We start from the raw sequence: 14,006 nt of genomic DNA, 5'->3' as shown, positions 1-14,006 counted from the left end.
CGGCGTTGACGTTTTTTTAAGATTCCGGACTGTATGTCAACGCGCTGAACGACTACTATTACCGCATCTGAATTTACCCCTCGTTTATGGATAACCGATGCGTCTCAAGTTAGCCCTCCTTGCGTTCATCCCGCTTCTGGCCTCCTGCAGCAGCAAACCTGACGTTCCGCCCCAGCAGAAGATGCTGGCTGCGCCGCAGGGCGGTTTTTTACTGCAACCGTCGCACAGCGGGCAGGCGATGTTCGGCGACTTTGCCGGTAATCCTGCCGCAGAGCAGTTTATCGATAAGATGGTTGAGAAGCATGACTTCGACCGTGAGCAACTGCATAACATCATCGGTCAGGCTAAGCGGCTGGATTACGTGCTGCGGCTGATGGATCGTCAGGCACCGAGCTATACGCCCGCGCCGGGACCTAACGGGGCCTGGATCCGCTATCGCAACAAGTTCATTACGCCGGATAATGTGCAAAATGGCGTGGCGTTCTGGAACCAGTATCAGGATGCGCTGCAACGCGCGCAGCAGGTCTATGGCGTGCCGCCGGAAATCATTGTCGGCATCATTGGCGTGGAAACCCGCTGGGGGCGCGTGATGGGGAAAACGCGGATTCTGGATGCGCTTGCAACCTTATCGTTTAACTATCCGCGCCGTGCCGCGTACTTCAGCAGCGAGCTGGAAACCTTCCTGCTGATGTCGCGTAAAGAGCAGGATGACCCGCTGGCGCTGAAAGGCTCTTTCGCCGGGGCGATGGGCTATGGTCAGTTTATGCCTTCCTCTTACAATGATTACGCGGTTGATTTCAACGGCGACGGCCATGCCAACCTGTGGGATCCGGTGGATGCGATCGGCAGCGTGGCGCACTACTTCCAGAAACACGGCTGGCGCAGCGGCGAAAATGTGGCAGTCCCGGCCAGCGGTCAGGCACCGATGCTGGAAGATGGCTTTAAAACCCGTTACAGCGTGAGCATGCTGGCGGCGTCAGGCCTGTCACCACAGGGTTCGCTGGACGGCAACGATGAGGTCAGTCTGCTGCGCCTCGACTTAGGCACCAGCTACCAGTACTGGTACGGCTTACCCAATTTCTATGTCATTACCCGCTACAACCATAGTACTCATTATGCGATGGCGGTGTGGCAACTGGGTGAGGCGGTGAGCAAGGCACGGCAGGGGGGCCTGTTATAAAGGCTATCCTTGTTAACTGTAAGGTTATATGATGACGCCCTTTTTCAGGCCACACAGCCACTGATATCTCTGGAGTCGTTATGTCTTTACCTGCCTGCCCAGCCTGTCACGCCGATTACACCTGGCAAGATGGCGAAAACTTCAACTGCCCTTCCTGTGGTCATATCTGGACCGAAGGAGAGGGTGACAGCAGCAATGCGTCACCGGAAGTGCGTGATGCCAATGGTAATCTGCTGGCAGATGGCGACAGCGTCACGGTGATCAAAGATCTCAAGGTGAAGGGCAGCTCCTCATCGCTGAAGATCGGTACCAAAGTGAAAAGCATTCGCCTGGTTGAAGGGGACCACAACATCGACTGTAAAATCGACGGTTTTGGCCCGATGAAATTAAAATCTGAGTTCGTGAAAAAGAACTGAGATCCGGGGCGCAGGGATGCGCCTGTCTTTCTTCTAGCTGAACAGCCGATCAATTGCGGCGCACTGTTCCGCGTTCAGAGCACCACCGTAATTTCGCGAGTTACTGCTCATTGAGTCATAACGTCGCGCCACGGCCGTTTTAATTGTCGTCACGAAATCATCTCCGATACTGTAAATCGCCATCAGCCGGCCGATCTGCTGCTGCAGACGCGTCAGCTCAGGCAGATTGCCTGTCCGCCATGCCGCCATCATCTCGGCAAAGTACTCCGGCACAATATTATTCAGGCCTGAAATTACCCCGGCACCACCCGCCAGCAGATTGGGAAGCAGGTATTCGTCATACCCCGATAGCACGGCGAAATCACTACGTACTTTGCGGGTCTCTTCAATCATTGCCCGGTTATGCGACACGCAATCCACCGTATCTTTGATACCGATAAAGTTGGGCAGCTTTGCCGCCAGAGCAGCAATCAGCGTGGGCGTCAGATCGCAGCCGGTGCGAGCCGGGAAGTTGTAGGCAAACCATTTCCCGCCCAGCTGTGCGTCAAGCGCTTCGAAGTAGTGCATCAGCTGCTCTTGTGTCTGGCCGTAATAGTAGGGCGGCAGCACCATCACCGCATCAAAATCGTTTTTCCACGCGGCTTCGGCCAGCGCCAGCATATCCGGGACACAGGTCGCCGAGACGTTCGCGACCATCTTCAGCGGCGACAGGGGCCTGGCTTCCTGAATCAGCTGTAAACGCTCCTGCTGCGTCAGTGAGGCAAACTCGCCAATGCTGCCCATCACCAGCAGGGTATCGATGCCGGACTCATTAAGGCGGGAGAAGTGTCGCCCGAGCGCGTCGATATCAAGGCCGCCCTGTGCACTGAAAGGGGTGACAGAAGGGCACCAGACACCGGCAAAGGCCGATTTTTCACGCATAGCTGACTCCTGAAGTAAATGTTAAAAATGAAACACTGTTTTAACTTAATGACTCCAGCCAGTCTCTGCCAGCGCCAGATGAAGAATTGAGCAACGGGTCGCACTTTTTTGTCTTTCATCCGTCTCAGTAAGCGAATGCTTCTGACAACTGAGCGAGAGGTGATGATGAAAGAGTGGGATCCCGTGCTGTATCGCAAATTTGAAGCGGAACGAACCCGTCCAGCCCGCGAGCTGCTGGCGCGCATCAGCCTGGGACAGGTTGAACAGGTGACCGATCTGGGCTGCGGACCCGGTAACAGCACCGAGCTGCTCGCCGATGCCTGGCCGCTGGCGCAGATCACCGGGCTCGACAGTTCAGCGACGATGCTAACTCAGGCCCGTGAACGTCTGCCGCACTGCCGTTTTGTCCAGGCAGATATCCGCACATGGCAGGCGGATGCGCCGCAGCAGGTGATTTATGCCAACGCATCTCTGCAATGGCTGGATAATCACGCCACGCTATTTGCTCATCTGGTTAGCCTGCTGGCACCCGGGGGCGTGCTGGCGATCCAGATGCCTGATAACCTCAATGAGCCGTCGCACCAGCTGATGCGCGAGGTGGCGGCTACCGATCGCTGGTCGTTACGCATGAGTGCCAGTGCCGCTGAACGTACACAGCTGCTTTCTACAGGCGAATATTATGATCTGCTGACCCAGGCCGGCTGTGAGGTGGATATCTGGCGAACCACCTATTATCACGTGATGGCCGATGCACAGGCGATTATCCGCTGGTTACAGGCGACCGGTCTGAGGCCTTTCCTGGCGATGTTAAATGAGTCTGAACAGATGTCTTTTCTGTCTGATTATCATCAGCGCTTACTTACCGCTTATCCGGCTCAGGCCGATGGTCAGATTCTGCTCGCCTTTCCGCGGCTTTTTATGGTTGCAGTGAAAAAAGGTGATGGCGCTGGAAAGCAGGCTGCAAAAACAGGGCAATAATGATAATAGCCCTTGAAAAAGTGGTTTTTCTGCACCACCTTCAACCCACGACCAAAGGGAGAGTTGTAATGGACGATCAGCAATTGCAGGCGTTAAGCGCGCAGATAGGTGAGAAGCTGAAGCAGCGTAATGCCACCGTAACCTGTGCGGAATCCTGTACGGGCGGCTGGATTGCCAAAGTCTTTACCGATATCAGCGGCAGTTCCGCCTGGTTCGAACGTGGTTTTGTGACCTACAGTAATGAGGCGAAACAGCAGCTGGTGGATGTTAAGTCTGACTCGCTGGCGCAGTATGGCGCGGTGAGTGATGCGGTGGTGCGTGAGATGGCGCTGGGTGCCCGCAAGGCAGCCCAGGCTGACTACGCGATCTCCGTCAGCGGCATTGCCGGCCCGGATGGCGGCAGTGAAGAAAAACCGGTCGGCACGGTGTGGTTTGGCTTTGCCGGGCCGCAGGATAACGTATTGACTTTTCAGCAGCATTTTAGCGGTGATCGTGATGCCGTCCGCCGCCAGTCGGTGGCATGGGCCCTGCAGAAACTGTATGGCGAATTTCTGACAAATTAAACTTGATACTGTATGACTATACAGTATAATTGTCGGCAACAGAAAGAGTGCAGGCACCCTGCGTGCGTGTTTACCCGGCTTGATTAGGAGTTGAAATGGCGATTGATGAAAACAAACAGAAGGCTTTAGCTGCCGCGCTGGGCCAGATTGAGAAACAATTTGGTAAAGGCTCCATCATGCGCTTGGGTGAAGACCGCTCAATGGATGTGGAAACCATCTCTACCGGTTCGCTCTCGCTGGATATCGCATTAGGCGCAGGCGGTCTGCCAATGGGCCGTATCGTTGAGATCTACGGACCAGAGTCTTCCGGTAAAACCACGCTGACCCTGCAGGTTATCGCATCTGCACAGCGTAAAGGCAAAACCTGTGCCTTTATCGATGCTGAGCATGCGCTTGATCCGGTTTACGCCAAGAAACTGGGCGTAGATATCGAAAACCTGCTCTGTTCTCAGCCCGACACGGGTGAGCAGGCGCTGGAAATCTGTGATGCGCTGGCGCGCTCTGGTGCTGTTGATGTTATCATCGTCGACTCCGTTGCGGCGCTGACGCCGAAAGCGGAAATTGAAGGTGAAATCGGTGACTCACATATGGGCCTCGCGGCACGTATGATGAGCCAGGCGATGCGTAAACTGGCCGGTAACCTGAAGCAGTCCAATACGCTGCTGATCTTCATCAACCAGATTCGTATGAAAATTGGCGTGATGTTTGGTAACCCGGAAACCACTACCGGTGGTAACGCGCTGAAGTTCTATGCGTCTGTCCGTCTTGATATTCGCCGTATCGGTGCCATCAAAGAGGGCGATAACGTGGTGGGTAGTGAGACCCGCGTTAAGGTAGTGAAAAACAAAATTGCCGCGCCATTTAAACAGGCTGAATTCCAGATCATGTACGGTGAAGGTATCAATACCTTTGGTGAGCTGGTCGACCTGGGCGTGAAGCACAAGCTGATTGAAAAAGCGGGTGCATGGTACAGCTACAATGGCGACAAGATTGGTCAGGGTAAATCGAATGCCGGCAACTTCCTGAAAGAGAATGCTGCTGTAGCAAACGAAATTGATCTGAAGTTGCGTGAGATGTTGCTCAATGGCGCGGATGAGACACTCGCAGCAGCCGACAAGACTGCTGAGAAAGAAGACGCGGCAAGTGAAGCGAACGAAGACTTCTGATTTCTGATGCGGGAGGGGCAAAAGCCTCTCCCGCTGTTTTATCCCCCCTGATACTTTTCCTGCCTTCCCTCTGTCCTGTTCTGTCGCCATAATCTCCCTCTGTTTTTAGAAGGTGCGCAGTATGACTGAATCCTCTCAGCCCCAACCCAATGTTGTCTCTTATTCTCGTCTGCTTGACCGTGCGATGCGCATTCTGGGTCAGCGTGACCACAGCCGTGCTGAGTTATCCCGTAAGCTGCAACAGTCAGCTCAGCGTGCCGCATGGGCGCAGAAAAAAGAGCCTGAAATTATCACTGAAGCGCTGCTGGAGCAGGTACTGGACTGGTGTCAGGAAAGCGGCTGGTTAAACGACGAGCGTTTCACCGATCGGTTTATTCAGAGCCGAAGCCGTAAAGGTTTTGGGTCGCAGCGCGTACGGCTTGAACTGGCTCAGAAAGGCATCGATCGTGAAGCCATTGATATTGCGATGGAAGAGACAGAGGTTGACTGGGCAGCCTGCGCCGCACAGCTGGCTGAACGAAAATTCGGACATCCGCTGCCCACAGAGTGGAAAGAGAAGGCGAAAGTACTACGCTATCTGCAGTCGAAGGGCTTTCAGACCGACGATATCCAGTCCATTTTCAGAAATTTTGATGACTAAAAGCCGATGTAATTTTACTTCCCAACGAAGAAAATTTATCTTATTCCCACTTTTTGTTCCGCTAATCAGGCACCACGAGAATGTGGCCGCGCCGATCAGAGGGAACGTTCGTTAGCGTGATTCCAGGACATATATGAGCAAGAGCACTGCTGAGATCCGTCAAGCGTTTCTCGACTTTTTTCATAGCAAGGGACATGAGGTTGTAACCAGCAGCTCCCTCGTACCGAATAACGATCCAACCTTGTTGTTTACTAACGCCGGGATGAACCAGTTTAAAGATGTGTTCCTCGGTCAGGACAAACGTGATTATACACGTGCGACCACGTCACAGCGCTGCGTTCGCGCAGGCGGTAAACACAACGATCTTGAAAACGTCGGCTACACCGCACGTCACCACACCTTCTTTGAAATGCTGGGTAACTTCAGCTTTGGTGACTACTTCAAGAAAGAGGCGATTGGTTTTGCCTGGGAACTGCTGACGAGCGAACAGTGGTTCAGCCTGCCGAAAGAGCGTCTGTGGGTGACGGTCTATGAAACCGATGATGAAGCCTACAATATCTGGGCGGATGAAATCGGCGTGCCACGCGAGCGCATTATCCGCATCGGCGACAACAAGGGCAGCGCGTACGCGTCAGATAACTTCTGGCAGATGGGCGATACCGGTCCTTGTGGTCCGTGCAGTGAAATTTTCTACGATCATGGCGATCACATCTGGGGTGGCCCTCCGGGCAGCCCGGAAGAAGATGGTGACCGTTATATTGAGATCTGGAACATCGTCTTTATGCAATTCAACCGTCAGGCTGATGGCACTATGCTGCCGCTGCCAAAACCGTCGGTTGATACCGGAATGGGCCTTGAGCGTATTTCTGCCGTTCTGCAACACGTCAACTCCAACTATGAAATCGACCTGTTCCAGAAACTGATTCAGGCTGTGGCACAGGTTACCGGCGCAACCGATCTGAGTAATAAATCGCTGCGTGTGATTGCCGACCATATTCGCTCCTGTGCTTTCCTGATTGCCGATGGCGTGATTCCGTCAAATGAGAACCGTGGTTACGTGCTGCGTCGTATCATTCGTCGTGCCGTACGTCATGGCAACATGCTGGGTGCCAAAGAGGCTTTCTTCTATAAGCTGGTTGCGCCACTGGTTGAGGTTATGGGGGCTGCGGGCGAAGAGTTACAGCGTCAGCAGGCTCAGGTTGAGCAGGTGCTGAAAAGCGAAGAGGATCAGTTTGCCAGAACGCTGGAGCGCGGACTGGCCCTGTTAGACGAAGAGCTGGAAAAACTGCAGGGCGACACGCTCAATGGCGAAATCGTCTTCCGTCTTTACGATACCTTTGGCTTCCCGGCTGATTTAACGGCTGACGTCTGCCGCGAACGCAACCTGAGAATTGATGAGGCGGGCTTTGAGCAGGCGATGGAACAGCAGCGTCAGCGCGCACGTGAAGCAAGTGGCTTCGCCGCTGATTACAGCAACGTGATTCGCATTGATGCCGCCTCTTCCTTCAAAGGCTACGACCAGCTTGATCTGACCGCCACGGTGAAAGCGCTCTACGTTGCGGGTGAGGCGGTTGATGAAGTGACCGCAGGTCAGGATGCTGTAGTCGTGCTGGATGAAACCCCATTCTATGGCGAATCCGGTGGTCAGGTAGGCGATACCGGTCTGCTGAAAGGGAAGAATGCTGAATTTAGCGTCCAGGATACACAAAAATATGGTCAGGCAATCGGTCATGTCGGTAAGCTGACCGCAGGGCAGTTGCGTATCGGAGATCGCCTTGAGGCCCAGGTTGATGCGGCACGTCGTGCGCGCATCCGTCTTAACCACTCTGCGACCCACTTATTGCATGCCGCATTGCGTCAGGTTTTAGGTGAGCATGTGGCGCAGAAAGGCTCGCTGGTTAATGACAAATACCTGCGTTTCGACTTCTCGCATTTTGAAGCGATGAAACCACAGGAGATTCGTCAGGTCGAAGATATTGTCAATGCGCAGATTCGTCGCAACCTGCCGGTTGAAACTGAAGTGATGGATCTTGATGCGGCGAAGTCTAAGGGTGCAATGGCACTGTTTGGCGAGAAATATGATCAGCGCGTACGCGTTCTGACCATGGGTGATTTCTCTGTTGAGCTGTGCGGGGGTACGCATGCTGCGCGCACGGGTGATATCGGCCTGTTCCGTATTCAGGCTGAGTCAGGAACGGCGGCAGGCATCCGTCGTATCGAAGCCATTACCGGTGAAGGGGCGCTGGCACAGGTCAATGCGCAGAGCAGCCAGCTGCAGGATCTTGCGCAACTGGTTAAAGCGAACAGCAGCAACCTCAACGAGAAAGTGCGTGGTCTGGTCGATCATGTACGCGCTCTGGAGAAGGAGTTGCAGCAACTGCGCGATCAGCAGGCCGCGCAGGAGAGTGCCTCACTGAGCAGCAATGCCATCGACGTTAAGGGAGTGAAACTGCTGGTCAGTGAGCTCAACAACGTCGAGCCTAAAATGTTGCGTACCATGGTTGATGATCTTAAGAATCAGCTGGGATCGGCGATTATTGTGCTGGCGACAGTTGCTGAAGGTAAGGTGTCACTGATTGCGGGTGTGACCAAAGATCTGACTGACCGTGTTAAAGCGGGTGAGTTGATTGCCGGTCTGGCACAGCAGGTTGGCGGGAAGGGCGGTGGCCGTCCTGATATGGCACAAGCGGGTGGTACTGATGCTGAAGCGCTGAAAAGCGCTCTGGCAGGGGTTGAGAGCTGGGTTAACAGCCGCCTGTAACACATAGAACAAGGCATTGTAAAAAGCGTCAGAACTCCGGTTCCGGCGCTTTTTAATACGATGCTAAAACAGCAAATGACAAAGTCAGGTTGATGTAGTGTATTTCGGCTAAACTAACTATCAGCAGAATGTATTGGCGCATCGATGTGCATTGGTGTATTTCTCATAGTCAATGTGCAGCGTTAAATGATGGATAATGCCGGGAGCCTGTACAAGCCCGACTCTTTTAATCTTTCAAGGAGCAAAGAATGCTTATTCTAACTCGTCGAGTTGGTGAAACCCTCATGATCGGTGATGAGGTAACTGTAACGGTGCTGGGTGTTAAGGGTAACCAGGTTCGTATAGGGGTTAACGCGCCGAAAGAAGTGTCTGTGCATCGCGAAGAGATCTATCAACGCATCCAGGCTGAAAAAACGCAACAAACCAGCGTTTAACGGATTCAGCGTCTCGCACCTGTGCGAGGCGCTACCGCTTTCTGTAAAAATCCCTCCTTTTCTTTTCAGCTTTCTCTTCCCTGTTTCGTTAACGACATCACCTTTCATTGTTGATAATTCACTCTTTTTGTCGCCATTTTGTCCCAATTGTGTGTGATTTGCTCAATCAAACAAAGTTTCGGAAAAATTGTTTGACTTAAAAGTCCGGGAAAGTAATATGTGCGCCACGCAGTGCCGATGAGCAGAAACAAGTTCAGACGCACGGTTCGAAAGAAAGCGTAAGGTGAGGTGGCCGAGAGGCTGAAGGCGCTCCCCTGCTAAGGGAGTATACGGTCAAAAGCTGTATCGAGGGTTCGAATCCCTCCCTCACCGCCATTTTCGATGCATCCATAGCTCAGCTGGATAGAGTACTCGGCTACGAACCGAGCGGTCGGAGGTTCGAATCCTCCTGGATGCACCATATTTTCGAATATGGAGATGTGCCTCGGTGTGACATGACGCATTAGCGTTCAGGCCGCACTAAGGAGGATAACGTTGCATTAGCAACGGCCCGAAGGGCGAAGCGCAAGCTGAGTAATCCTCCTGGATGCACCATCGAAAAACAAAGTGAATTAGCAATTCCTTTCATGGTGAGTAGTTAGTACCCTGCGTTGTACAAGAATTAGATTTATGCATCCATAGCTCAGCTGGATAGAGTACTCGGCTACGAACCGAGCGGTCGGAGGTTCGAATCCTCCTGGATGCACCATATTCTGCAATATGGTTAGTGCCTCAGTGTGTCATGACGTAATTAGCGTTCAGGCCGCACTAAGGAGGATAACGTTGCTTTAGCAACGGCCCGCAGGGCGAAGCGCAAGCTGAGTAATCCTCCTGGATGCACCATTCTTTGTAACATCCTCAGGTTGGTTTCTGTAATTCCATTAAAAGTTGTACCTCAAAAGACAGACCCCAAAAGATAGATCCCAATGCATCCATAGCTCAGCTGGATAGAGTACTCGGCTACGAACCGAGCGGTCGGAGGTTCGAATCCTCCTGGATGCACCATATTCTCCAATATGGTCAGTGCCTCAGTGTGTCATGACGTGATTAGCGTTCAGGCCGCACTAAGGAGGATAACGTTGCTTTAGCAACGGCCCACAGGGCGAAGCGCAAGCTGAGTAATCCTCCTGGATGCACCATCTTTGTTCTCTCATAAACCCTCAATGTATCATCGCTAAGAACTCACTAAACTCCTTACTGCCGCATCAGTAACCGCCTGTGCCCCAAAGCTAAAAACGTTTCAGGAACTCCCCCAGCAGTTTCCCTCTGGCTTTACCCATACTGTTTTTCTGCTTAACCCGCCTCACTGATTCATCATTCTGACTTAAGCGAATTACAGCGCCTGTCTCACGCGTCAGCACTCTCTGTTTTGCTGCCCACGCCCGTCCCCCGCAGCCTGTCAGCCAAAAGAATGTAAAAAATTCGCTTAAAATTCGCACTGTTATCACTGGCCGCGCACGATCACCTTTATCTGAAAACAAAAATTGTTAATGCTTTCAAAGCATTTGCTGTTCATCCCCCCTGGCGACAACCTGTCCACATTAGGCTAAAGTAATGTCTCATTTGGTGGATGTCCGGAGTGACAATGTACGATCAATATGACGCCCTGATTTTCGATATGGACGGCACGATTCTTGATACTGAGCCGACACATCGAAAAGCGTGGCGTCAGGTACTGGCGCGTTATGGATTAACGCTGGATGAAGCTCGTATTATCGACTTCAATGGCGCTCCCGCCTGGCGGCTTGCGCAGTTCATCATTGAAACCAATCAGTCGTCACACGACCCTCATCTTCTTGCCGCAGAAAAAACCGCTGCTGTGGAAGCGATGCTGCTGGAAAACGTTAAGCCGCTGCCTTTAATGGAGGTGGTAAAAGCGTATCACGGGCGTCGTCCGATGGCGGTGGGTACCGGAAGCGAACACAACATGGCAGAGGCGTTACTGACGCAGCTGGGCGTGCGTGAGCTCTTTTCTGCAGTTGTCGGCGCTGACGACGTTCAGCGTCATAAGCCTGAGCCTGAAACCTTCTTACGCTGCGCTGAGCTGATGGGTGTCGCGCCGGCACGTTGTGTGGTGTTCGAGGATGCTGACTTTGGCGTTCAGGCTGCGAAGGCGGCAGGCATGGACGTGGTGGATGTCCGCTTACTGTGAGTGACGTTCTTACCTATGCCTCGATGTTCGGCAGCAGTTTTCTGAGTGCGACGCTCCTGCCGGGAAGTTCTGAAGCATTGCTGATAGCACTATTAATAGCAAAAAAGACATCAGTTTACGGGTTGCTTTTGGCCGCATCCCTGGGAAACACCCTGGGCGGCTTAACCAACATTCTTATTGGTCGCTTGCTGCCGCTAAAACGTCAGGGGCGATGGCATGACACAGCAATGACGTGGTTGCACCGACTGGGACCTGCAGCACTATTATTCAGCTGGCTGCCGGTGATAGGTGATCTGCTCTGCGTTCTCGCAGGCTGGTTGCGTTTCGCCTGGCTACCCGCGATGCTGTTTCTCGCCGTCGGCAAAACACTGCGTTATATCGTTATCGCGACTGCCACATTACAGGGTATGCAATGGTGGCATTGATTCGCACAGATTCGAGGCTACGGTTAACATTATGCTGAACAAAAATAAATTATTATCACAGCGGGGGGGTAATGTGATCCCGGACGTATCTAAAGCGCTCTCCTGGCTGGAAGCGCATCCTAATGCCCTGAAAGGTATTGGCCGTGGCATCGAGCGTGAAACGCTGCGTGTACAGGAAAATGGCAATCTGGCAAAAACCGGCCACCCGGAATCTCTGGGCTCGGCGCTGAAACATGACTGGATCACCACTGATTTTGCCGAAACATTGCTGGAATTTATTACGCCAGTGGATCACAGCATCGATCATATGCTGGCCTTCCTGCGCGATATTCACCGTCACGTCGCCCGTGAACTGGGTGATGAACGCATGTGGCCTTTCAGTATGCCGTGCGAGATTGACGACGCGGATAATATTGAGCTGGCGCAATATGGCACCTCCAATATCGGCAAGATGAAGACCCTCTACCGCGAAGGCCTGAAAAACCGTTACGGCGCGTTGATGCAGACTATCTCCGGCATTCACTATAACTTCTCGCTGCCGCTCTCATTCTGGCAGGAGTGGGCTGACGTGAAAGATCAGGAAAGCGGAAAAGAGACGATTTCGGCGGGTTATCTGCGGCTGATCCGCAACTATTATCGCTTCGGCTGGGTAATCCCGTATCTGTTTGGCGCATCGCCAGCTATCAGCTCAAGCTTCCTGCAGGGGCGTGAGAGCGCGCTGCCTTTCGAAACCAATGACAAAGATACTATGTGGCTGCCGTACGCCACCTCGCTGCGTCTGAGCGATTTAGGCTATACCAATAAATCGCAGAGCGCTCTGGGCATCACGTTTAACTCGCTGGAAGGGTATGTCACTGCGCTGAAGAAAGCCATCAGGACGCCGTCAGAAGAGTATGCGGCGATGGGGACCAAAGATGCCGACGGTAACTGGCTGCAGCTCAACACCAATGTGCTGCAGATTGAGAACGAGCTCTATGCGCCCATCCGGCCTAAGCGTGTGACGCGTTCGGGTGAAGCACCTTCAGATGCGCTGCTGCGTGGCGGCATTGAATACATTGAAGTGCGCTCGCTGGATATCAACCCGTTCTCTGCCATCGGCGTTGACGAGAATCAGGTTCGCTTCCTCGATCTGTTCCTGATCTGGTGTACCCTGGCGGATGCGCCGGAAATGAGTGCCGATGAGCTGCAATGCACCCGTAAAAACTGGAACCGGGTGGTGCTGGAAGGGCGTAAGCCGGATCAAAAAATTGCAGTAGGATGCGGAGAAGCGGAACATTCGCTGGTGGAAGTAGGCAAGACCCTGTTTGCCGATCTGCGTCGGGTTGCTGAAGTTTTAGACAGTCATAATCAGGACAGCACGGAATATCAGCAGGTTTGCGATCAACTGGTAGCATCGTTCGACGATCCTGAGCTAACCTACTCGGCGCGTATCCTTCAGGCAATGAAGGACAATGGTGTCACCGGAACAGGGGTGGCGCTGGCTGAACAGTATCGCCATCTGCTCTGCGAAGAGCCGCTGGAAGTGCTGACAGAAGACGATTTCACGCGTCAGGCGCAGGCGTCTGTTGCTGCACAGCAGCAGCTGGAAGCGAATGATAAGCTGGATTTTGAAGCGTATCTGGCGAGCCGGGAAGGGTAGAAAAGAAAAAGGCCACATCAATGTGGCCAAATTAACATCTCTGTTGTCAGGGATGATGATGATAACAAATGCGCGTCTTTCATATATTCAGACGTTGGGCGAACAGAAAAGTTTCATCGTTTTAAAAAAATTCTCAGAACAGGAGGTGACGTATGCCACTACTGGACAGTTTTACCGTTGATCACACCATCATGGGCGCACCGGCAGTACGCGTTGCTAAAACCATGAAGACTCCGCATGGCGATACGATTACCGTCTTTGACCTGCGTTTTTGCCGCCCGAACATTGATATCCTCACTGAGCGTGGCATTCATACGCTTGAGCATCTCTTTGCCGGATTCATGCGTGACCACCTGAATGGTGACGGTGTGGAAATCGTCGATATCTCGCCAATGGGTTGCCGTACCGGCTTCTACATGAGCCTGATTGGTACGCCAGACGAGCAGCGCGTTGCGAAAGCGTGGAAAGGGGCGATGGAAGATGTTCTGAAAGTGAAAGATCAGAACCAGATCCCTGAGCTGAATGAATACCAGTGTGGCAGCTACAAGCTGCACTCACTGGATGAAGCGCAGCAGATTGCCCGCAATGTGCTGGCGCATGAGATCGGCGTTAACCGCAACGACGATCTGAAGCTGCCTGCTGAAAAGCTGAAAGAACTGCACATCTAGCCAGAGCTTCTCTGCTAAAAAAAA

Annotated in this window: 13 protein-coding genes and 4 tRNA genes; 16 read left to right on the top strand and 1 reads right to left on the bottom strand. The window is 52.9% G+C overall.

Annotation, left to right across the window (positions count from 1 at the left end; genetic code table 11):
- Nucleotides 1-97: 97 nt before the first annotated feature.
- Nucleotides 98-1,180 (top strand): lytic murein transglycosylase B, encoded by a 1,083-nt coding sequence (mltB, locus tag F3I20_RS13185; RefSeq protein ID WP_150037768.1) that lies wholly within the window; start codon nucleotides 98-100, stop codon nucleotides 1,178-1,180.
- Between the two features lie 80 nt (nucleotides 1,181-1,260).
- Nucleotides 1,261-1,596, top strand: a complete 336-nt coding sequence (locus tag F3I20_RS13180; protein ID WP_150014596.1) for a zinc ribbon domain-containing protein YjdM — start codon at nucleotides 1,261-1,263, stop codon at nucleotides 1,594-1,596.
- A 33-nt stretch (nucleotides 1,597-1,629) separates the two neighbouring features.
- Here F3I20_RS13180 and F3I20_RS13175 read toward each other — a convergent pair whose 3' ends face one another.
- Nucleotides 1,630-2,517 (bottom strand): dihydrodipicolinate synthase family protein, encoded by an 888-nt coding sequence (locus F3I20_RS13175; protein ID WP_150019357.1) that lies wholly within the window; start codon nucleotides 2,515-2,517, stop codon nucleotides 1,630-1,632.
- A gap of 165 nt (nucleotides 2,518-2,682) precedes the next feature.
- On the opposite strand from F3I20_RS13175, the gene tam reads away from it, so the two are divergent.
- From tam to luxS, 14 genes are all read left to right on the top strand, one after another.
- Nucleotides 2,683-3,495 carry a trans-aconitate 2-methyltransferase gene (gene tam / locus F3I20_RS13170; protein ID WP_150014688.1) on the top strand — a complete coding sequence of 271 codons (813 nt, stop codon included), beginning with the start codon at nucleotides 2,683-2,685 and terminating at the stop codon, nucleotides 3,493-3,495.
- A gap of 68 nt (nucleotides 3,496-3,563) precedes the next feature.
- Nucleotides 3,564-4,058: a nicotinamide-nucleotide amidase gene (pncC, locus tag F3I20_RS13165; protein WP_150014592.1), complete on the top strand. Its 495-nt coding sequence runs from the start codon at nucleotides 3,564-3,566 to the stop codon at nucleotides 4,056-4,058.
- A 95-nt stretch (nucleotides 4,059-4,153) separates the two neighbouring features.
- Entirely contained in the window at nucleotides 4,154-5,224 is a 1,071-nt protein-coding gene (gene recA / locus F3I20_RS13160) for a recombinase RecA (protein ID WP_150014590.1), read from the top strand.
- Nucleotides 5,225-5,345: 121 nt separating this feature from the next.
- On the top strand, nucleotides 5,346-5,864 hold the full coding sequence (locus F3I20_RS13155) for a regulatory protein RecX (protein WP_150014588.1): 519 nt from the start codon (nucleotides 5,346-5,348) through the stop codon (nucleotides 5,862-5,864).
- Between the two features lie 133 nt (nucleotides 5,865-5,997).
- Nucleotides 5,998-8,625: an alanine--tRNA ligase gene (gene alaS / locus F3I20_RS13150; RefSeq protein WP_150014586.1), complete on the top strand. Its 2,628-nt coding sequence runs from the start codon at nucleotides 5,998-6,000 to the stop codon at nucleotides 8,623-8,625.
- Nucleotides 8,626-8,873: 248 nt separating this feature from the next.
- Nucleotides 8,874-9,059: a carbon storage regulator CsrA gene (csrA, locus tag F3I20_RS13145; RefSeq protein WP_008927091.1), complete on the top strand. Its 186-nt coding sequence runs from the start codon at nucleotides 8,874-8,876 to the stop codon at nucleotides 9,057-9,059.
- A gap of 282 nt (nucleotides 9,060-9,341) precedes the next feature.
- Nucleotides 9,342-9,434: transfer RNA gene (locus tag F3I20_RS13140), tRNA-Ser, on the top strand.
- Nucleotides 9,435-9,442: 8 nt separating this feature from the next.
- A tRNA-Arg gene (locus F3I20_RS13135) sits at nucleotides 9,443-9,519 on the top strand.
- Nucleotides 9,520-9,730: 211 nt separating this feature from the next.
- Nucleotides 9,731-9,807 (top strand) — tRNA-Arg (locus tag F3I20_RS13130).
- A 219-nt stretch (nucleotides 9,808-10,026) separates the two neighbouring features.
- Nucleotides 10,027-10,103, top strand: a tRNA-Arg gene (locus F3I20_RS13125).
- Nucleotides 10,104-10,683: 580 nt separating this feature from the next.
- Nucleotides 10,684-11,250, top strand: coding sequence for a fructose-1-phosphate/6-phosphogluconate phosphatase (yqaB, locus tag F3I20_RS13120; protein WP_150014584.1), 567 nt, complete (start codon nucleotides 10,684-10,686; stop codon nucleotides 11,248-11,250).
- The gene (locus tag F3I20_RS13115) at nucleotides 11,247-11,675 is read left to right on the top strand and encodes a YqaA family protein (RefSeq protein ID WP_010248498.1); all 429 of its coding nucleotides are present in this window, start codon (nucleotides 11,247-11,249) and stop codon (nucleotides 11,673-11,675) included. Before yqaB ends, F3I20_RS13115 begins: the two co-directional genes overlap by 4 nt.
- A gap of 31 nt (nucleotides 11,676-11,706) precedes the next feature.
- Nucleotides 11,707-13,314: a glutamate--cysteine ligase gene (gshA, locus tag F3I20_RS13110; RefSeq protein WP_150014582.1), complete on the top strand. Its 1,608-nt coding sequence runs from the start codon at nucleotides 11,707-11,709 to the stop codon at nucleotides 13,312-13,314.
- 152 nt (nucleotides 13,315-13,466) lie between these two features.
- On the top strand, nucleotides 13,467-13,982 hold the full coding sequence (gene luxS, locus F3I20_RS13105; protein ID WP_003849049.1) for an S-ribosylhomocysteine lyase: 516 nt from the start codon (nucleotides 13,467-13,469) through the stop codon (nucleotides 13,980-13,982).
- Nucleotides 13,983-14,006: the final 24 nt, after the last annotated feature.

Origin of the sequence: Candidatus Pantoea gossypiicola, from assembly GCF_008632075.1 — a bacterium.
In the GTDB taxonomy this organism is placed as follows: Bacteria; Pseudomonadota; Gammaproteobacteria; order Enterobacterales; family Enterobacteriaceae; genus Pantoea; species Pantoea gossypiicola.
This window is presented reverse-complemented; position numbering and strand designations above follow the sequence as displayed.